Source organism: Paenibacillus polysaccharolyticus, from assembly GCF_023714295.1.
Classification (GTDB): Bacteria; Bacillota; Bacilli; order Paenibacillales; family Paenibacillaceae; genus Paenibacillus; species Paenibacillus polysaccharolyticus_A.
Genome location: NZ_JAMAUN010000009.1, coordinates 118,670 through 138,505, shown reverse-complemented (window position 1 = coordinate 138,505; position 19,836 = coordinate 118,670). Strand labels below are relative to the sequence as shown.

Annotated in this window: 22 protein-coding genes and 1 riboswitch; of the genes, 6 read left to right on the top strand and 16 right to left on the bottom strand. The window is 47.4% G+C overall.

All coding sequences use genetic code 11. The annotated features are described in order from the left end of the window. Positions 1-54: 54 nt before the first annotated feature. The 15 genes from M3629_RS20240 to serS form a co-directional block, all read right to left on the bottom strand. Positions 55-1,119 (bottom strand): EAL domain-containing protein, encoded by a 1,065-nt coding sequence (locus M3629_RS20240; RefSeq protein ID WP_251509777.1) that lies wholly within the window; start codon positions 1,117-1,119, stop codon positions 55-57. A 218-nt stretch (positions 1,120-1,337) separates the two neighbouring features. Next, positions 1,338-3,611 carry a bifunctional 2',3'-cyclic-nucleotide 2'-phosphodiesterase/3'-nucleotidase gene (locus M3629_RS20235; protein ID WP_251509776.1) on the bottom strand — a complete coding sequence of 758 codons (2,274 nt, stop codon included), beginning with the start codon at positions 3,609-3,611 and terminating at the stop codon, positions 1,338-1,340. Between the two features lie 501 nt (positions 3,612-4,112). Next, entirely contained in the window at positions 4,113-4,529 is a 417-nt protein-coding gene (locus M3629_RS20230) for a pyridoxamine 5'-phosphate oxidase family protein (RefSeq protein WP_251509775.1), read from the bottom strand. A 516-nt stretch (positions 4,530-5,045) separates the two neighbouring features. Continuing rightward, a complete protein-coding gene (locus tag M3629_RS20225; RefSeq protein ID WP_251509774.1) occupies positions 5,046-5,504 on the bottom strand; it encodes an NUDIX domain-containing protein in 459 nt (152 codons plus the stop codon). Positions 5,505-5,531: 27 nt separating this feature from the next. Next, positions 5,532-6,311: a LamB/YcsF family protein gene (locus tag M3629_RS20220; protein ID WP_285888943.1), complete on the bottom strand. Its 780-nt coding sequence runs from the start codon at positions 6,309-6,311 to the stop codon at positions 5,532-5,534. After that, on the bottom strand, positions 6,308-7,333 hold the full coding sequence (locus M3629_RS20215; RefSeq protein WP_251509773.1) for a biotin-dependent carboxyltransferase family protein: 1,026 nt from the start codon (positions 7,331-7,333) through the stop codon (positions 6,308-6,310). Before M3629_RS20215 ends, M3629_RS20220 begins: the two co-directional genes overlap by 4 nt. Then, positions 7,333-8,070 (bottom strand): 5-oxoprolinase subunit PxpB, encoded by a 738-nt coding sequence (pxpB, locus tag M3629_RS20210; RefSeq protein WP_251509772.1) that lies wholly within the window; start codon positions 8,068-8,070, stop codon positions 7,333-7,335. The genes M3629_RS20215 and pxpB overlap by 1 nt, the downstream gene beginning before the upstream one ends. A gap of 9 nt (positions 8,071-8,079) precedes the next feature. Beyond that, positions 8,080-8,655: a histidine phosphatase family protein gene (locus M3629_RS20205; protein WP_251509771.1), complete on the bottom strand. Its 576-nt coding sequence runs from the start codon at positions 8,653-8,655 to the stop codon at positions 8,080-8,082. A gap of 28 nt (positions 8,656-8,683) precedes the next feature. Then, entirely contained in the window at positions 8,684-9,250 is a 567-nt protein-coding gene (locus tag M3629_RS20200) for a DUF1572 family protein (RefSeq protein ID WP_251509770.1), read from the bottom strand. Between the two features lie 24 nt (positions 9,251-9,274). After that, positions 9,275-9,604, bottom strand: a complete 330-nt coding sequence (locus tag M3629_RS20195; protein ID WP_090918766.1) for a DUF952 domain-containing protein — start codon at positions 9,602-9,604, stop codon at positions 9,275-9,277. Between the two features lie 47 nt (positions 9,605-9,651). Continuing rightward, positions 9,652-10,209 carry a GNAT family N-acetyltransferase gene (locus tag M3629_RS20190; RefSeq protein WP_251509769.1) on the bottom strand — a complete coding sequence of 186 codons (558 nt, stop codon included), beginning with the start codon at positions 10,207-10,209 and terminating at the stop codon, positions 9,652-9,654. Between the two features lie 29 nt (positions 10,210-10,238). Next, complete coding sequence (locus M3629_RS20185) at positions 10,239-10,652, bottom strand: DUF2809 domain-containing protein (RefSeq protein WP_251509768.1); 414 nt, start codon at positions 10,650-10,652, stop codon at positions 10,239-10,241. Then, positions 10,649-11,200, bottom strand: a complete 552-nt coding sequence (locus M3629_RS20180) for a GrpB family protein (protein ID WP_251509767.1) — start codon at positions 11,198-11,200, stop codon at positions 10,649-10,651. The genes M3629_RS20185 and M3629_RS20180 overlap by 4 nt, the downstream gene beginning before the upstream one ends. 123 nt (positions 11,201-11,323) lie before the next feature. Continuing rightward, complete coding sequence (locus M3629_RS20175; RefSeq protein ID WP_251509766.1) at positions 11,324-12,448, bottom strand: Ig-like domain-containing protein; 1,125 nt, start codon at positions 12,446-12,448, stop codon at positions 11,324-11,326. Between the two features lie 110 nt (positions 12,449-12,558). Then, positions 12,559-13,854, bottom strand: coding sequence for a serine--tRNA ligase (gene serS / locus M3629_RS20170; RefSeq protein WP_251509765.1), 1,296 nt, complete (start codon positions 13,852-13,854; stop codon positions 12,559-12,561). Between the two features lie 423 nt (positions 13,855-14,277). On the opposite strand from serS, the gene M3629_RS20165 reads away from it, so the two are divergent. Continuing rightward, positions 14,278-14,457, top strand: a complete 180-nt coding sequence (locus M3629_RS20165; RefSeq protein ID WP_154984922.1) for a hypothetical protein — start codon at positions 14,278-14,280, stop codon at positions 14,455-14,457. 54 nt (positions 14,458-14,511) lie between these two features. On the opposite strand, the gene M3629_RS20160 is transcribed toward M3629_RS20165, so the two are convergent. Then, complete coding sequence (locus M3629_RS20160; RefSeq protein WP_251509862.1) at positions 14,512-15,006, bottom strand: hypothetical protein; 495 nt, start codon at positions 15,004-15,006, stop codon at positions 14,512-14,514. Between the two features lie 141 nt (positions 15,007-15,147). Further along, positions 15,148-15,260: riboswitch (TPP riboswitch) on the top strand. Positions 15,261-15,471: 211 nt separating this feature from the next. On the opposite strand from M3629_RS20160, the gene M3629_RS20155 reads away from it, so the two are divergent. The 5 genes from M3629_RS20155 to M3629_RS20135 all read left to right on the top strand — a co-directional run bounded on the left by M3629_RS20155 (position 15,472) and on the right by M3629_RS20135 (position 19,775). Continuing rightward, positions 15,472-16,512: an ABC transporter substrate-binding protein gene (locus tag M3629_RS20155; RefSeq protein WP_251509764.1), complete on the top strand. Its 1,041-nt coding sequence runs from the start codon at positions 15,472-15,474 to the stop codon at positions 16,510-16,512. A 237-nt stretch (positions 16,513-16,749) separates the two neighbouring features. Beyond that, positions 16,750-17,040, top strand: coding sequence for an MTH1187 family thiamine-binding protein (locus M3629_RS20150; RefSeq protein ID WP_251509763.1), 291 nt, complete (start codon positions 16,750-16,752; stop codon positions 17,038-17,040). Beyond that, entirely contained in the window at positions 17,040-17,798 is a 759-nt protein-coding gene (locus M3629_RS20145) for an ABC transporter permease (protein ID WP_251509762.1), read from the top strand. Before M3629_RS20150 ends, M3629_RS20145 begins: the two co-directional genes overlap by 1 nt. Before the next feature lie 202 nt (positions 17,799-18,000). Continuing rightward, positions 18,001-18,864 carry an ABC transporter ATP-binding protein gene (locus tag M3629_RS20140; RefSeq protein WP_251509861.1) on the top strand — a complete coding sequence of 288 codons (864 nt, stop codon included), beginning with the start codon at positions 18,001-18,003 and terminating at the stop codon, positions 18,862-18,864. A gap of 101 nt (positions 18,865-18,965) precedes the next feature. Further along, complete coding sequence (locus M3629_RS20135) at positions 18,966-19,775, top strand: TatD family hydrolase (protein WP_251509761.1); 810 nt, start codon at positions 18,966-18,968, stop codon at positions 19,773-19,775. The last annotated feature ends 61 nt before the right edge of the window (positions 19,776-19,836 follow it).

Sequence of the window (19,836 nt, the reverse complement as noted above, 5' to 3'; positions counted from 1 at the left end):
TGTGCTGTAATGTTATGTTGAATCTTAGTGTTTAGGTTTACAGGTGAACAGCAGTTATCTCGCCGCTCTGTACGATGGACCTGAGTATGGACCATCAGGAGGTTGTGCTGCGGGTTTACCAAAATAATATCCTTGTGCGAGTTCAATCCCAACCGAACGGCAGAATTCAAACTCCTCCATCCGTTCGATTCCCTCGGCAAGCACTTTGCCTCCAAATCGGTTGGATAAGTGAACAATGTTCTTGATCTTCCGCTGTTTCACTTCATCCTGATCACAATAGTCAATCAGGCTACGATCAATTTTCACAAAATCCGGCTCTAAGCGGTTCATTAGTTCGATCGTCGAAAATCCAGCGCCTACATCATCTAATGCTACGGACATACCGCGAGAGCGATAGACCTCAAAAATATGCTGCAACGTAGACAGTTGCTGGATCTGTTCCGTTTCCACGACTTCAAAAACGAAATCTTTCGGATCAAGCGAGAGACGTTCTATCGCATCAAATGTATGTGTCAGGCAATATTCAGGGTTATAAATAGAGGAAGGCAGGAAATTAACAAAACGTTTCACACCGCGAGGCAGATATCTAGCGCTTGTTTCAATAGCCTTAATACGAGCAGTGCGATCCAGAAACGAGTGCAGTCCCGTTTCGCGAGCTACTTCAAATAATTCATAGGAACTAAATGCTCTTCCGTGTTCGGCTGGTCGAAGCAAAAACTCAAATCCGATAATGCACTCTGAGGCATCTACAATCGGTTGCATATAACTGGTAAACTGACGTTCTAAAATAGTAGAAACGATATCAGCATATTTGATTCTGGCGTGCTGCATGGATAGACTAATCCACTCATTCTCCAGATCATCCGCGAGCGGATCGGTAGCAGATTTTAACTGAACAGCCAAGGAAATTGCTAATAACTTCTCCATCTCTATAATCTCTTCCATCCGATCTTGCAAGTCCTGTGCATCGGAAAAATGGAACCAAAGCATCTTTTCTGAATAATCAACATGCCTTCCCTTGGTTTGCAGCGCTTCCAGCAAAGCAGGGGAGACGGGACGCAGGTACACTGTACCTTGGCCCTCTATCGGATAGATTGGACTGCAGCCACTGCAATTCATGTAGAACCCCCTTGCCAGTTTATCAAGCTACATCATTAATGTTCCCAAGTTTTATACCCAAAGTTTGTAAATAGTATATCATGGGTCTAGAAATTAATCTTTAATGTTTTAGTGACTTCCTATATGACGTATACAGAAACATTTGTATTCCTTCTTGCCACAAAAAAGACCAGCAGTCTGTTGACTGCCAGTCTTTGGTCTGTACCCTTTATTAGACTCTATGAAGCAGGAATGACAATTTTTTGTCCAACTTTCAGGTTATACACATTTGCGATTTTATTTGTTTTGGCGAGTACACGCCAGTCCACACCATATTTTAAACCGATGCGATACAGGTTGTCCCCTTTTTGCACCACATATACGACTTTATGGTTCGTAGCGGGTTTCCCCGGCTGTGGTTTTGGTGCTGGTGTAGGTTTTGGCGTCGGCGCTGGTGCTGGTTCGGGTTTCGGTGTCGGAGCCGGGCTTGGTTCGGGTTTTGGTGTTGCTGTTGCCTCACCTGTCAGTTTCAATCCGTACTCTGCGAACCCATCTTTATTGGTACCAATAAAGGACATGGCTGGATTAGCTTCCACCAGATCCTTCGCATCTGGAGAAGAGGCAAATACCACCTCAAGGTCATTCAGCGCTGCCGCTGTTACACCAGCAGAAGGTTTAATTGGTGCCAGAGACCAGTTGCCGTCTGCTGTTGGGTTAATCGTTTTGTTCTCACGAATATAGTCGATAATCACTTGACGGTTCTCATCTGGTGCAGCCAAAACGATACGTTTACCGTCCGGGTTAGCCAATTTGGATGAAGATGCACGATAGTTATTTGTTGCTACGATGAATTTTTGCGCTGGATCTACCGGCTTGCCTTCGAAACTCAAGTTTTTGATCCGGCTGGCCGATGCATTAACCACTGTCGCTTTGCTGTCATACTTAGCTGGTTGTGTGACATCAATCTGGTAGGTCACACCATCAATGACATCAAAGTTATACGTTGGGAAATCCATATTAATCAATTGTTGCTGACCGCCTTTAGCTGGATCGATCTGGTTGAATTGGCCTGCCGACCACTCTAACCACTCTTTCAACTCAGCACCATTCACCATGACAGCATGAACCGTGTTTGGATATACATAAAGGTCTGCCACGTTCTTGATAGCAATTGTACCTTTTGGAATGTTGGTGTAGTACGACGCACCGGAACGTCCACCTGCCTTGAAAGGTGCACCCGCAGACAAGACCGGAACGTTCTCATAGTCAGTACCTTGCAGTTTCTTCTCCACGTACCATTTCTGTGCATTGGTTACGATCTGTATGGATGGATCATCCTGCACCAGAGCGAAGAAGCTGTTGATTGGTGCTGTCGTTTCGCCAACCGGACCTCGTACATATTCCAGTGTACCCTCATGTTCGTCATGAACCGCATCTACAATCGCCTGATCCGCATCTACCAGCGGTTTTTTGTTTTCTGTATCGTAGATTGGACGTGCTTCTGTTTTGGAATCAACCACTTTCCATTTGCCGTCCACTTGCTCAAGATCCAGATCAATGATTCCGAGGTGATCACCCCAGAAGCCAGGCTCTACAGCAGGAACACCATTAATTGTACCCTTTTCCAGATCGACTCCTTTTTTTCCTTTAAAGTCTGCACTAGGGAAAACTTTGTGGGCATGTCCAAACAGAATGGCATTAATGCCTTCCACCTGGCTCAGGTACAGCACGGAGTTCTCCATCAAGTCGGTTTGCGGAATATCCTCGAATCCCGAGTGAGGGATCGCTACGATAATGTCTGCACCTTCGGCTTTCATCTTTGGAACAAATTTTTTCGCAGTAGCGATGATATCCTTGGCAATAACCTTACCTTCAAGGTTAGCACTGTCCCATTGCATGATTTGCGGTGGCACAAAGCCGATCACACCCACTTTAATGGTATGCTCCTTGCCGTTCTCATCCGTTACTTTTTTGTCCAAAATTTTGTATGGCGTGAAATAGTTTTTGTCATTTGTTTCATCTTGATCCCCATCGTCTACATAAACATTGGCATTAATGTAAGGGAAATTAGCTCCCTCCAATGTCATGTCGAGGAAATCGAGACCATAGTTGAATTCATGGTTACCGATGTTGCCTGCATCATAATCGAGCAGATTCATCGCTTTATATACAGGGTGAGTTTCACCCTTTTTCAGAGGATCAATCTTTGCAACGTAGTCGCCCAACGGGTTACCCTGAATCAAGTCACCATTGTCGAACAACAAGCTGTTCTTTGCTTCCGCACGTGCCTTTTTGATCAGTGTAGCTGTTTTGGCCAGTCCATATTGATCCGTCGCTTTGTCTGAATAATAGTCATAGTTAATCAGGTTGTCATGAATGTCCGTTGTTTCCATAATCCGCAATTTGACTTTGGCCGCATCGGCAGCCGATACAGGTACTGGAAATACCGCAAGCACGTTAAATGCAACGAAAGCGGCAGTCAGGCTTGATAATAACTTCTTACTTTTCTTCAAAAATAACCCCTCCCGGTTTATGTACATTAAATCATGCAATACCGCAAACACAGGCACAGAAAATAATAGATTTCATGGGTTGTGCGTACTGATGATCCAATGAGCACTCATCGGTGTCTTCAGGTAAGTTTATCTCACATGAACATCTATTCATATCTGTGCGTGTATTTACATATCAAATCATAACGTAATGTTAAAACAATGAAAAGCATTAATTTTTACGTTATCCGCACATAACTAGTCGAATTTACGTTTTCATGCGTGATTTCGACATATTTTGCAGAAAATAAGGAAAGGGTTAGGTTATAATTACTTAAATTCACGTATATTACATCACTGTTACATCATGCGGAATATCGTGCTGTTTTGGAATATAATAAAAAACCGCGAAGCCTCAGAACAGGCATTCACGGTTGAAATCTTTCTATGTTTTCGTCGTCTTACAACGAGGATTCGCCAAGATGGTTTGGTGATTGGTTTACCTTGGAGCTACGCTTGAATTTACTGTTCCCACACATGATGCTCATGGTCTTTGCCTGTATATTCTATACGAGCAGGGGTAATATCCAAGATCACATAGTTGGGATCATTAGGTCCATCGAACCATGCCTTCAACTCATCATTCCACACTTGCTCACGTAAAGATTCGTCTTTAGTGACCTCACATGTGCCCTCGATCTCCACAACTTCCTTGGTACCTCCGGCCTCGTAACCAAGCAGAAGGCTAACATTCGGATTGTTTTCCAGTTCCTCTACTTTGTGCGTCTGACGGTTGGTTGCCAGATGAATATTCAGCCCATCATTGAAAATTGCCATATAACGGGATTTCGGCTTGCCATTTTCTACGGTGGAGAAACTGCAATACGGGTTATTTTCCAAAGCCTTTACAATGTTTTGTTCCAATTCGTTCTGGTTCATGGGAGTTGCTCCTTTCGGGATGGGGGAGTGTTTGATGAATTGTGCATAAGCGTTACGAGTACGGATCGTTCTTCCGATCGCTGTTATCCCCGGATTATTATTAAATATTTTTATTGGTACATAATCCAGTGATAAAGGCGAGCGCTTCGCTTCTTCAGAATCAATTCCGTTCTCTCCACTACGCACAATTCCTCAAACTTAGAGTTAGAATTAAAAATTCAAAACAACGCGCGATTAGCTCGCTTCTTCAGAATCGACTTCGTCCCTTTAACTACTTCTGCAGTTCTTTCATTGGTAGAAGCGGTTCAAAGCCCAAAAGCTTTGAACTATTCTTTTAAGATTAATTGTATACAATCTATGTCTCTAACAGTCGACACAGATTCCTAATGACACAATGTACAGATGTATATTTAAGCACGATTCCTTTAACATACGCCTGTACTTATAGTGTACCCGCCTCACCTATGATGAATCCCTGAACCAGAACATATGCATGACAATTTTGAGAATATTAACTTAATTAAGGTCTCCAAGGTAAATGCGTTGCTCTCCCTTTTTCAACAGCAATTCACCGATGGTTTTGGGATACAGACGGATGTTGTGCAGTTCCTCAAGTGCAACCCACTCTACAGCAACCTGATGATCATCCGGGTTAGAGCCTTCAAAGACTGAAGCTTTGGGATCAACAAGACTGCACTCGAAATAAAACTCCACCTGATGGATATCTGCATCCCACTCAGCAAACTCATGATTGGCACCGATGTATTCCCGAATATGTAATAGCTTGCCTACCTGCACCGCCTGTCCAATCTCCTCCAGACACTCCCGTGCTACCGCATCTTTCAGTTCTTCGCCCTTCTCCTGTCCACCGCCTGGAAAAACATAGGCATCACCATACTGATCTTGCAAACGAATCAGTAACAAACTTCCGTCCTGAACAATGACCGCTTTGGCCGAATTCCGTATGTGTTTCATGGTGTACAACTCCTCCATTCTCCATCTTTATCTCGCTTCATATGTGGTCAGTGCAACACCCTCGGATTCCAGCATGCGACGAATCTCTTGAGCAAACGTAAGCGCATGTGTGCCGTCACCATGGATGCAAACTGTATCTGCTATAATGGGAACTAAGGTTCCATCCGTAGATACGACCACTCCGTCTTTAACCATGCGAATCACCTGAGCCAGTGCTTTTTCAGATCGTTCTATAAGAGCACCTTCGTGACTGCGAGGCGTTAATCTGCCATCAGAGGTATACGTCCGATCTGCAAATACTTCATTCACGCCGCGAACACCGATTCGCTGAGCTGCCCTGATCAGCTCACTGCCTGCCAAACCATATAAATAAAGCTCAGGTTGCACCCTATAAACCGCTTCGGCAATAGCCTCAGCGAGCTTCGAATTGGTTGCCGCCATATTATAAAGTGCTCCATGTGGTTTCACATGATGCAGGCACCCTCCACTGGCATAGATGAAGGCCTGCAAAGCGCCAATCTGATACACCACCATGTCATAAGCTTCCCGAGGCGTAATCTCCATATTTCGTCGTCCGAATCCCTGCAAATCAGGCAACCCGGGATGTGCACCAATGGCTACTTGATGTGCAATTGCCCGTTCTACCGTTAGCCGCATGACGGAGGGATCACCCGCATGGAATCCACAGGCAATATTAGCCGATGTGATCAGAGGCAGGATGGCATCATCGGAATTCATCATCGTCTGGTAGGCTCCATAACTCTCACCGAGATCACAGTTAACATCCAGCCTATAAGAAGTGTTCAATATACCGCCTCCATTTCTGCCATTTTCCTGCGAATCAACTGATTCAGCAATCTTAAGTTCCGCTCACGATCTATGTAGAGATCACGTGCTTCTTCATGCGTAATCTCTGCAAAAGAAACGCGACTTCCGGGCCTGGCCTGAGCCAGAATGGGCAAATCAACCGCAGCTACCTGTGCAATCACAGGATATCCTCCAATGGTCTGGTGATCCGCCATCAATACGATAGGCTGTCCATCCGCAGGTACCTGCACCGTGCCAAAGGTGACCGCCTCGGATAAACGATGCAATCGCCGATCCAGCTCCAGCCGTGAACCCTGCATCCGATATCCCATCCGATCAGATTGGGGAGAGATGAGGTAATCTTCGGTATAAAATCGATTCAGGCTCTCTGCGCTGAATTCCGCACAGTCTTGACCTTGCATCACTCGAATGACAGATTTACCGTAATAGTTGGGCCTCTCCCGCTCCGATAATAGCCATGCCGGAGCGACCATGGATTTGTTATCACCTAATTGTTCTTCCATAAAACGTATCCATTGTCGAACCTGATCTTGGATGCTCCCCGTATCCAGGACATCTGCCGCACGCAGAGCCCTTCCATGAAAACCACCAAACCCGGTCTTAACATCCGTACTACGGCTACCCATCACTTCTGGTACATCGATCCCGCCAGCAAACGCCAAATATGCACGCAGGCCATGCCGGCATGCGCCAAACTTCAATACACTGCCAGCCCGCAACAGCACGGGGCGCCACAAAGGTACAGGCTGCCTATCTACCGTGGCACTGAGATCTGCACCACATAGCGAAACCAGTTGATTGGTTTGTACTTGCAGTTCCGGCCCGGACATCGTGATCTCAAGTACTGCATCGTGCCGAGAGTTACCGACAAGTATATTGGCTGCTCGCGCCGCGAACATGTCCATTGAACCGCCTACGGGTACACCATAACGGCGATACCCGATTCTACCTTCATCCTGAACGGTTGTTAACAAGCCAGGACGAATGATCTGTATACTCATCACTCCTCCTCCTTCCGCGCCAGTTCCAAGTATTCTTGCATCGTAATGGGCTTGAAGCGAACAAAGTCTCCCGCTTCAAGCAGACTTGGAGGATTCGTTTCCGGACGGAAAAGACGGATAGGTGTCCGTCCAATACACTGCCACCCACCTGGTGTCGTTATCGGATAGATCCCTGTCTGAGAACCACCTATGCCTACCGTCCCCACCTCTACTTGAAGCCTCGGCGTTGCCCTCCGTGGCGTGGCTATTTGTTCAGGTAGCCCTCCCAAATAAGGGAAGCCGGGGGCAAATCCAATCATATGTACGAGGTAATCAACGGATGAATGGATCGCAATGACTTCCTCTACTGTGAGGCCATGTTCGTTAGCCACATATTCCAGATCCGGCCCGAACTTTCCGCCGTAACATACCGGAATAGTCACAATCCTAGGGAGATTCCCCATCCCAATCGACTTCAAATCTTTAGATTCGTCATTGAGTTGACGCAAATGTTGTAGCAGAAGCTTACATGTATCCTCATAAGACGATATCCAAGGATCGTAAAACAATGTGACAGACAAATAAGAAGGTACCCACTCCACCATAGCTGTCACAGATCCCTTTTCCAAAAGAGCACATACTGACATCACCCTCTGATGCACCACCTCAGACAGCGCATCCCCGCAGTGTATTACAATTCCACGCTCTCCGAGTGGAGATAACCTGTCCTCTGTCCAGTTATAGGAGATTGTGTCCATGGCTTTACCTCACTCCAGATGCGCACTGCAATTGTACAATTCACACTGCCATGCCTGATCCCGATGCACCATTCGTGTAATGGAGGTGTTCCCCAGCTTTACGTTGATATCCAGTTCCGGTACCAGTGCCCGCAGTGTATTACGAAGCACAGCCCCATGACTCACGACGATGACTCGTCCATTCGGATGTTGCTGGAGAATATCTTCTAGCGCCGCTTTCCCTCGGGAAGCACCTGTGTCCGGGTGCTCTTTTCCTAGATCGAGCAAACTCCAATCTGCTCCCCATTTCGCGACACGTTCCTCTTCTGTTGTGCCCTCCACCTGACCTCCACCCATTTCACGTAATCTCGGGTCGAGATGAATCTCCTGAATACCAAGCCGATCTGCGATAACACGAGCCGTTTCACTTGCCCGCTCCAAGTCACTCGCGTAGATGGCATCCCAGGATTCCTCCGCCAGCCTCGCCGCCAACAAAGCCGCCTGTTCTCTGCCCTCTTGATCAAGCGGATTGTCTGTCTGTCCCTGTGAACGTTTTTCTTTATTCCATGCCGTACTGCCGTGACGTATCAACGCAATTTGTGTCATCGTTTGTAATCCCTCTTTTCTCTAAAACTCATTCAAGCTCGTCCTCTGTAAAATGCTTTCTGGTCTTTGGTTTCAAAAACTTGCCTTCGTTATAAGTATTTGACCCGTTTCTGGGGATAGAAAGACTATCCCACGAAGTTTCTTTTAACATTTTGGCCGTGTGAACAATCTGCCCCACATGATACGGATAATGCGCCAACTGCCGCATCATCGCCTCCATAATGGTATGGCCCTCATTCCGAATATATATGATCTGAGACATGTGATCCGGGGTGAAGGAACGCAGTGCTCCCAGCAGACAGTCCCAGCCCTCTTCCCATTTAGCAAGCAACTCTTCCCGAGTATGAAAATCACCCACGAATTCGGCATCACGCTCACGCCACGGTTTCTCACCATCCGTTGTCAGCACATCCGTCCAGCGGGATCGCATATTGCCCCATAGATGTTTCACAATGACCGCAATACTGTTGGTGTCCTCGTTCCACGTTTGAAACAACTGCTCCGTCTCCAATTGTTCCATTGCGCGTTCACCAAGCTGCTTGTAGTAGAGGAACTGTTTCTCCGCTGTTTCCAAAAAAGCCTGATTCATGTCCATCCGTCTTACCCCCATTTTAGAAAGTTATGCCGGGAAAGAAAACGTGCCGTCTGCATTCGGTTCAAAGTTCAGGACCTTACTTACCGCATCCAGATTCAACTCTCCATAGATGTGTGGAAATAACTCGTTTAATTCATATAAATCCTCATAGACCAGCTCTGCCTTCAACGTTCTTTCTTCAATCCCGAGCAACAAAAGATCGGTACGTCCTGCATAATACTGTCCAGCTACCCACGGGATCTGCTCTGCGGTGGAACAATGAATAAAGCCGTCCGTTTCCAAACTTTCTGGTGCATATGTGTCTCCTTTGGACACTTCCTCCCATACGGAACGGGAAATAATGCTATAAATCATAGTTTTTCCTCCTTGGTCGCTGTAAGACAGCTCATGTTAATCAACTATTATAGATCATCCCGGATGCAGGCGTACATTTTCTGGTCGGTAAACACACCTTTAATTTTCAACTGTTTGCGTAGCAGACCTTCCTGCACCATGCCCAGCTTTTCCATCACACGCGCAGAGCCGATGTTGCCCGCATTACATTTTCCTTCCAGCCGGTTACAGTCCAGTTGCTCGAAGCAGTAATCAACGATAGGTTGCATAGCTTCCGCGGCAAGCCCCTTGCCCCAATAGGCGCTACCAATGGCGTACCCCAGTTCCCCGCTCTGCATGAATTCATCCAGATGGAAAATGCCACCTCTTCCAATCAGCGTTCCCGTTTCTTTCAGCACAAAAGCCCAGAGATATACCGTTTTTTGCTCATAGTTTCGCAGCACTCGCTCCAGATAACCGATGGAGTCATCCTTGCTTTGATGGCAATGCCACAAGCTTTGCTCACTAACTTTCGGGTCAGATGCAAATGCATAATATTCATCGAGGTCATCCATCGTAAGACGTCTGAGGTACAACCGTTCGGTTTCAAACTCAGGGGATGCTGCAAAAAGTTTATCGATATTCATTCAGCGTACCTCCTATTTATGAATTGACTCTATAAACGTATAAATCTAGTCAAGATAAAACGGTCTATAAAATAAACACATAATATGCCGATTAGGTATCGGATTAAATCATTGACTAGAAATCCACGACCCAATATCAGAGCTCCCAACAACGTCGAACGCAGATCGTTCAGCCAAGGTACCTGAATCATTTGAGAGAATTCAACGCCCCAACTGGATATAACACTGATCCAGACTGCTCTCGCACGGCTCAAATGAATGAATACCATACGTACGCCAAAATAGATCATGCCTGCCCATAGCGCATCCCCAAAATGCTCATGAACCCAGTCAGGCAATACGGCTCCATATGTTCTTGAAGCTAGTCCCGCTGCCATCGTGATAATCATGGCGATGAAGTAGACCCATCTATTTTTAATGGACTGGCTGTTCTGGTTTTTCACAGCTTTCCATCCAGAACCTTTAAGATGAATTCGGTTTTGGCACTGGTATACGATTCTCTGTCGTCTTTATTCTCATCTGCAAGCTTGATTTTCAGTTCGGCGTAGGCCTTCACCAAATCCGGCCGAGATCTCAGTGCATCCCGAAACCGGATCTGTCGCTCCCAGCGTTCCTCATCTGGACGCATGAGATGCAGATGCACAGCTCGTTTCCCATCTTTAACTTTGACCCAGAATCGTCTGTATTCCCGGCCATCCAGTTCAGGCGGAACGTAGTTCCAGCCTACAGGGTTCAACTTCTCGGCAATGCGCTCCATGTCATCCCAGGACTGCACCTTCCCCATCAGATCAATAATTGGCTTGGCAGACAAACCAGGTATGGATGTGCTCCCTATATGTTCGAATGTATGTATTTCCAGGTGTTTCAAAAGCTCTCTTAACTGCGCAATTTCTTCCTCAGCCTGCGCACTCCAAGCGGGGTTAGCTCCTACAACTTCTACAGGTTCCGTGGCCCATGCAGGCCAATTCTCCGGGTTCATCTGATCGGTCATTTCCATAATCACTCCTCGAAGCTCGATTCTATGTTCAAAAAAGGAGACGCATAAGTACGCCTCCCTCATAGTATACATGGATTCAATTCGATCTGATCAACACTTATGTGGAAAAAAGCAACATTATTTTACCGTCACAGGTATCGTCACTTTTTTATTGCCCCACTTCGCGGTAATGCTTGTTTTACCTTTGGCTACAGCAACGATTCTGCCATTCGTTACGGTGGCGACATTCGGCTTGGAGCTGCTCCACACCGCACTTCCCGTCACCATCAACGTTTTCCCCGTATCATACTGAGCCATTACCCCTAGCGCCGAGCTGGACTGCGGAGACAAAACCAAACTCTTCTGACCCATAATCAGCTTCTGGAGCGTAGGTACCACGTTGACTTCTACAGTAACGGTCTGACCCTGAACCGTACCAGTCAAGGTGGCTTGTCCTTCGTTCATCCCTTTGACCGTACCATTTTTCACTGCTGCCACGCCAGGATTGGATGACGTCCATATCACAGATCTGGATAGATTGACTGTTTTGCCACTGGAGTACGTCCCCATCACTTTAAGCGGGGTAGATTTTTTGATCGTTAACTGGATTGTTGCAGGCTTAACCTCTATCTTGCTAATGGTGTCTGTCACCGTTATCGGTACTTTAACGAGAGTCGACCCGTACTTCCCTTGCAGTATCACTTTACCAGGAGTGACGCCTTTGATCTTTCCGTTCTCAATCACAGCCAGGTTACTGGACACCGTCCATACAATATCGGATGTGACCTCCTCTTCCTTGCCATTAGCACGCGTAATGCTGACTTTCGGAAGCGTGCCTTCGTTTCCTTTTACAAACGTATACGCATTAGGTGAAGCCTTGATGCTTTTGATTTTATCCTGCACCTGAACAACCACCTGTGCTTTAACCCCGCTCACTTGAGCAACAATCGTGGCCTCGCCTGCAGCGATCGCTTTGACTTTACCTTTTGTGATTGTCACCACAGCAGTATTGCTAGTGGACCAGGTTACTCCCCCGGTAACATCCTGTTTATGGTCCGCGCCTTCCACCGTCGCAAGCACCTGATAGGATGTAGTCTCTCCCACATTCATCTTCCGCGGATTGCTACCTGAAATCTCAATTGAAATGACATCACCTGACGCTGCCCAAACTGAGGTAGGCACAACAACTGTGAGTGCGATAATTAGAGCAAGCATACCTCGTAACGACCATTTGATTCGACTCTTGTCCATGTCCAGTCTCATTCTCCCATCATCCAACCGTTTAATTTCTTTTTCGCCTAATATTTTACTATCTACTATACTTTATATCGGACATGAGATGGTTAAAGTTAAATGACAAGTTATTCTCTATTTCATTCCTTCTCATGCTCTGGCAAAATCAAGCGTTCGGCCCCGCCCATATATGGACGCAAAGCTACTGGAATATAAATACTGCCATCTGCCTGCTGATGGTTCTCCAGCAGTGGGATCAAAATGCGCGGCGAAGCTACGGCTGTATTGTTGAGCGTATGGCAGTAGACCAACTTGCCCTCCTTATCACGGCAGCGAATGTTCGAACGCCGAGCCTGAAAATCATGCAAATTCGACGACGAATGGGTTTCCCCATATGCTTCGCGGCTTGGCATCCATGTTTCGATGTCATACTGTTTGTACGTTTTCTGCGACATATCTCCCGTACATACCGCCACTACACGATAGGGCAATTCAAGCCGTTGCAGCAATTCCTCCGCATGTCCCGTAATCTCCTGTAACATCCGTTCCGATTCCGCCGCATCCGGCGCACACAGGATGACCTGTTCTACTTTGGCAAATTGATGTACACGGTACAGACCTCGTACATCCCGTCCACCCGAGCCTACTTCACTACGGAAACACGTCGACACTGCGGCCAGCTTCACGGGCTCTTTCACATCAATCACTTCATCCGCATAATACGAAACCAGCGGCACTTCCGATGTGCCGACCAGCCATTTGTTCTCTCCTTGCAATTCATATACCTGATCCCGGCCTGTCGGGAAAAATCCGGTGTTTACCAGTGTATCCTCCCTGACCATGAGCGGAACCTCCAGCGGGGTAAATCCCTGCTTCAGCAACAGGTCCAGTGCAAGTTGCTGTACCGCCCGGTGTAACAACAGACCTGCCCCCTTCAATACATAGCTTCGCGTTCCACCGATCTTCACACCCCGCGGAATGTCGATCAGTTCGTGCATCTCTCCTAGCTCGACATGATCTCTGGCCTCGTAGTCAAACACAGGTAGCTCTCCCACTCGCCGTAGCTCTACATTATCTTCATCCGACAAGCCCACAGGCGTATCTGGCGACACGATATTAGGCACCAGCCATTGCAGTCTGGTCACTTCCTCCTGGATTACCGCCAGCTTGGCTTCCTCTTGCTCCAGCTGTTCATTCAATTGTTTAACCTGTGCCCGCATCTTCTCCGCTTGCTCACGCTCACCCGACTGCATGAGCTTCCCGATCTCAGCCGATAGTGTATTACGCTGACGACGCGCTTCTTCCGTTTGCTGCAAAAGCACTTTGCGCTCGTCATCCCGCTGTATTAACGCAGCGATATCCACCTTGATCTTTTTCCCGTCTGCCGCCGCCTGAACCTCTTCTGCATGTGCCCGAACCCACTTCATTTCTAACATGGTCACCGTCTCCTTTGGCTAAAAAAATACAAAGAGCGCCCTCATCCCTTGGGACGAGGAGCGCTCTGCTCGCGGTGCCACCCAACTTGCCAAATCAGTTCAAATCTCCTGATTCAGCCTCTTGGTCCGCGATAACGGGCGGTTCCGGTTAACTTGGGATAGTTTCAATTCGCTCCCTGGCGAAAACGCCTCTGAGTTGGATTCTCTTCAACGGCATGATCCGATCTGTAATTGTGTTTCTCAGTATATACGAAGACAGAACAAGATTGCAACTGATAGATGCCCCATTTTAATAAAAAATGAAGCTTCCTTTTATCCATTCGTCCAAACCCTAAGCTGTTACAGTTCCCTCTTACGTATCTTTCCAAAGCTGGATCAAGTAAAATTGAAGTAACTTCTAAAACAACAAGGGGTGATTGCTTTATGAATATGGACCCAAACCATCTGAATTCATCCGAGGGCGAAGCCGCCAAACAAAGAGCAGATGAACTTGCCCGCCAAGCCCAGCGAGGTTCATGGTTGAGCGGAGTCTTCACTACGATCATTATTGCTGCTGTGATTATTGGTATTTTGTTTTGGATCGCTTACGCTAGAACTTCTTAAACCACAGGATTGCCCAGGAAATACTTTTGTCATGATGGATAACGATACGATGATTTAAACCGACGCAACGGCTGCTGGTTCCTTGAACAACTTGTTAAATACATAACGCACTAGCGGCCCGAGTACAATTAACTGATACGGCAATGCCAGACCGAAGTTACGTACAATGGTATGAAGATAAGCATTAATCACAGATTCTCCTTCTAACCCACCAGCAGTATAAGCTGTAGTGATGCCATATAAAGACATGAGCAAAACCATGCCGATCACCATGAAAAAGGACATCGTAACTACACCTTTGATTTTACTCGACCTCGCAAATGAGAAGGAAAACGTAATTTTTCTCGCTACGGGTCCGACGATAAACGATTCCACCAAAAAGGCAATGACAAAACAAAGCACAAATTGGAGCAATAGCTGCAGCACGGACATCTGACTCAACATCCCCGTATGCCATAGATTGAAGGTCATCATTACCATGACCATTCCTGTACACATGATAAGTCCAAAAATCACTTGTTCTTTCTTGCTTACTGGCAATATACTCATCCTTTCTGTAACTTGGATCATTATAGACAATCGGGCAACCCTCACATAAATGAACATTCTGTGAAAATATTTTTAGTCCAACTTATGTAGACACAATCCTGTCACTGGCCTATAATTACACCTAGTAATGCCCGTAACTTCATAGTTTCCCAGGGGAGTCGGAATTGGCCGGCTGAGAGTGTATCCCATCAAGATACTAACCCTTAGACCTGATCTGGATCATGCCAGCGTAGGAATCGGAGTATATTGCAACGGCACAGCTATAAGCTGAACGCCACTCTCTCACGCCTGCACGCGTCCCGGATTACGGGGCGCTTTTTTTGTTCTCTTTTGCCAGCAGAAACAGAAAAATGACGTTATTCGGAACCCGCACGTATAAATCCGTCGATTTATGCAAAGGGATTGGATATGAAGCCAAGGAGTACCCCGCGCCATCCGGCCGGACATACGAAGGAGAGAATCACAATGAAATGGCGTAAAACGATGGGAATGTTACTCATGTGTGTGCTATTGGTTACCGTAGCTGCATGTGGTGGCAAAGAAGCCGCTCCAGCAGAGCAGGAAGGTGCAACAGGCTCGGAGCAAACCAATAAGGATGGCAACACTGCACTGAAAGATGTGAAGGTCGTGCTCGACTGGACTCCAAATACGAATCATACCGGTCTGTATGCAGCGGTGAACCAAGGTTTTTATAAAGCAGCAGGTTTAAACGTGGAGATTGTACAGCCAGGAGCCGGCGGTGCGGATACGATGGTTGCCTCGGGTGAGGTGCCGTTTGGCGTCAGTTACCAGGAAAGTGTCACTCAGGCACGTACGCAGGATGTTCCCCTTGTGTCGATTGCCGCAGTTATTCAGCATAATACTTCGGGTTTTGCCGCTCCAGTGGATCGTAAGATCAAATCACCCAAAGACTTTGAAGGTAAAACCTACGGCGGCTGGGGTTCACCGGTGGAAGAAGCAGTGATGCAATCCATTATGGAGGGCGAAGGTGCTGAAGTATCCAAAGTCAAAAAGATTAACATGGGCGATGCCGACTTCTTCACAGCTGTGAAACGGGATATCGACTTTGCGTGGATTTTCTATGCCTGGACGGGAATTGAGGCTGAATTACGCGGAGAACCGCTTGACATGTTATATGTAAAAGATTATGCCCAAGCGCTGGATTACTACACCCCTGTACTCGTGACCAATGAACAGACGATTCAGAAAGACCCCGAACTGGTGAAAGCTTTCCTAAAGGCAACTTCTGAAGGATATCAATATGCGATTGATCACCCTGAAGAAGCAGCGAACATTTTGATCAAAGCTGTTCCCGACCTGGACAAAGAATTAGTACTCGCAAGCCAAAAGTGGCTCAGCCCGAAATACAAAGATGATGCACCGCGCTGGGGTGAACAAAAGGAAGACGTATGGAAGAACTACACCGACTGGATGTTCAGCAAAAAACTGCTGGATAAAGAGATCGATGTAACGAAAGCCTACACTAACGAATTTTTACCGCAGTAATATTAAATCTAAATGTAACCATGAAATTTGATATATACACGTTTTGAACGAAAAGGGCAGAAAAAAATTGAAGAAGCGAAGCGGTCGCGTTTATCACCGGATTTTCCCTTTGGAAAAGGGAATCAAAAAAATCTGGGGGTAACAGCGATCTAACGAGGGGACTGCAATCGGAGTGGTATGGTGTACAACGACCATATCAACTTATTCACCCACACACGAAAGGAGCATTGATTTCTTATGGCAAGTACTTTACTCAGCATTCAGGTTATTCCCAAAACACCAAACGGTGAACATTCCTATCCTTACGTAGACCGCGCCATCGAAGTCATTCAGCAATCCGGCCTGAAATATCAGGTTAATGCGCTAGATACCACCATGGAAGGCGAACTGGATGAGTTGCTGGAGGTTGTCCGCAAAATGCACGAAGTGCTTGTAGAGGCTGGTAGTCCAAGCATCATCTCACAGATCAAAATCGCACATAGCCCGGACGGATTCAGCATGGATACACTGACGGAGAAATATCGCTAATGTCTACCTATTTCAAAAGTGTATGGCCGCCCCTCGTGGCGGTTATTCTCTTTATTGCGATATGGCAAGGGTCCGTCTCCTTATTCCACATTGAGAAATGGATGTTGCCCGCCCCGTCCGATATCGCTCGCGAAGCAGCGTCTCAGGCTGACCGTTTGGGTATGCACGCCGCTGCAACGATTCAGCTAACCTTTATCGGATTTGTCGCCGGGACAGCGGTCGGTCTGTTCATTGCCATGGTGCTGCATCTGATCCCTTTTCTGAAGTCGGCTTTGTATCCGTTACTTATACTTAGTCAAAATATCCCGACCATCGCACTTGCACCGCTCCTGCTGATCTGGTTCGGCTTTGGTCTGCTACCCAAATTGATCACTATCATTCTGGTCTGCTTCTTCCCTGTAGCGGTCGCCGCCATGGATGGACTAACACGCACGGATGCGGCGATGATGAACTATATGCGCATGGCAGGTGCGAATCGCCGTCATATCTTTTGGAAACTGGAGCTTCCGCATGCCCTTCCATCGATATTTTCCGGTGTCAAAATCGCCGCCACATATAGTGTCATGGGTGCCATCATCGCGGAATGGATTGGTGCCGACAAAGGCATCGGCTATTATATGATGTTACAGAAATCGGCTTACCGCACGGATCGCCTTTTTGTTGCCATCATGATTATCGTGGCGCTCAGCCTGCTTCTTTTCCTGCTCATTGCGCTGTTAGAGAAGCTGCTCGTTCGCTGGCGCCCACAGAAGCGCTAGTTCTGCTCAGAACTTAACGTATTATGTACTTAGGAAGTGATTCCCTATGAAAAGATACCCGAAGGAACGGGTGCAATCCGCACAAGTTAGCCGCACACTACTCCGAGATCACGACGCAGCTTCCCAATCCGCTCAGGCTTCCATAGCGGAATCTGCACCATCGGCAGTACCTTCTTCTGTTTCCACATGGACGGACAGTGAAATGACGGATACAACTTTACGTCTGACTCACCATAAAACGACGGGTCCAGGTTCCATTTCGGTTCCGCCTGCGCTAAACATCGTTGACGTGCATGCGTATTTTAAAGAACGGCGGCGTAAATTACCAGTATTGAACGGCTTGTCCCTAACGGTGGAAAAAGGGGAGTTTGTTGCCATCGTCGGCCCTTCCGGCTGCGGCAAAAGCACCCTGTTCCACATCATCGGTGGTTTGCTCAAGCCGCAGGATGGCCAAGTGCTCATGAACGGCAAGCAAGTTACGGGACAACGCGGACATATCAGCTACATGCCACAGCAACCCTCCCTTTTCCCGTGGCGAACTATTGAAGACAATGTGCTGCTAGCAGGCGAGATCGCTTCTGCTACAGCGTATACTGCTCCCGTTGCTCCACGCGCCGAAGCGCTCGCAGAGGCAAGACGGTGGCTGAGCAGCGTTGGCCTTGCCGGATTCGAGCGAGCTTACCCTCATCAACTGTCAGGCGGAATGCAACAGCGTGTTGCTTTCCTGCGTGCATTGCTCAGCCCGCAGGAACTGATGCTGCTTGATGAGCCATTTAGCGCGCTCGATGCTTTGACGCGGAGCGACATGCAACGCTGGCTGCTGGATATCTGGGAACAGAATCGTCGCTCGGTGCTATTCATCACCCATAATATCGAGGAAGCACTGTTACTGGCGGATCGGGTTTATGTATTATCCAATCGACCGGCGGCTGTGCTACACGAGGTTCATGTTCCTTTTGACCGTCCAAGACGAGATGAAATAACAGAAGAGCCTGCCTTTCTCGAACGCAAACGGCAGATTGCCCAGTGGATGAAAGAAGAACAGCAGAAAGCCCGCCTATCTTGATAGCGCGGGTTTTTATCTATATTTTTCCTGATCTGGGTGATCCAACACCATGTACTCGGCGTTATATATATGAATACCTACGTTATAAGGAGGCTCTCCCCATGCATTCGCCAACGTTTGCACCGTTAATCGATGCCCACATTCATTTTGATAAATACACACCGGAGGAACAGCAGGAAATAGTGCTCAGTTTTCCAGCGCAGCAGGTCGAGGGCATGATCGCTGTTTCCATGAATTTAGATTCTGCTCAGGCCAATCTGGAACTTGCTAAGCAGCATCCGCGTTACATCTATCCGGCGTTTGGCTATCATCCCGAACAGCAACTCCCCTCCCTCAAGGAACTAGAAGCGTTCTTTTGCTGGATCGAGGAACACATCGGACATGCTATTGCCATCGGTGAGGTGGGCCTGCCCTATTACAGCCGTGAAGAAGTACAGCGTGCAGGCCTTAGCTTTGACCAAAGCGCATATATTGATCTGCTGGAGCAGTTCATCATCCTCGCCAAAAAACACCATAAACCCATCATCCTGCATGCCGTGTATGAGGATGCCGATATAGCCTGCGGACTGCTGGAAAAACATCAGTTTACACGCGCCCACTTTCACTGGTTCAAAGGATCAAAACAGACCATTCGGCGTATGGCAAACAACGGATATTTTATCTCCTTTACACCCGATATTCTATACGAGACTGAGATTCGGGAGCTTGCCCGGCAATATCCAGCAGAACAGGTCATGGCTGAAACAGATGGACCTTGGCCCTTCGAAGGGCCGTTTCAGGGACGAATGACACACCCGGCTATGACGCGTCGGGTGATTCAGGCCTGGAGTGAAATTACCGGTATGGGAATTGAGCGAGCGGCACGTCTTTTTTACCGAAACACCAAGCGTTTTTATCATCTGCAGGATTGACCGATAGAGAAGTAAAGCGACCCCGAACAAGCATATAAACATGCGAAAGCCAGCTGGATCC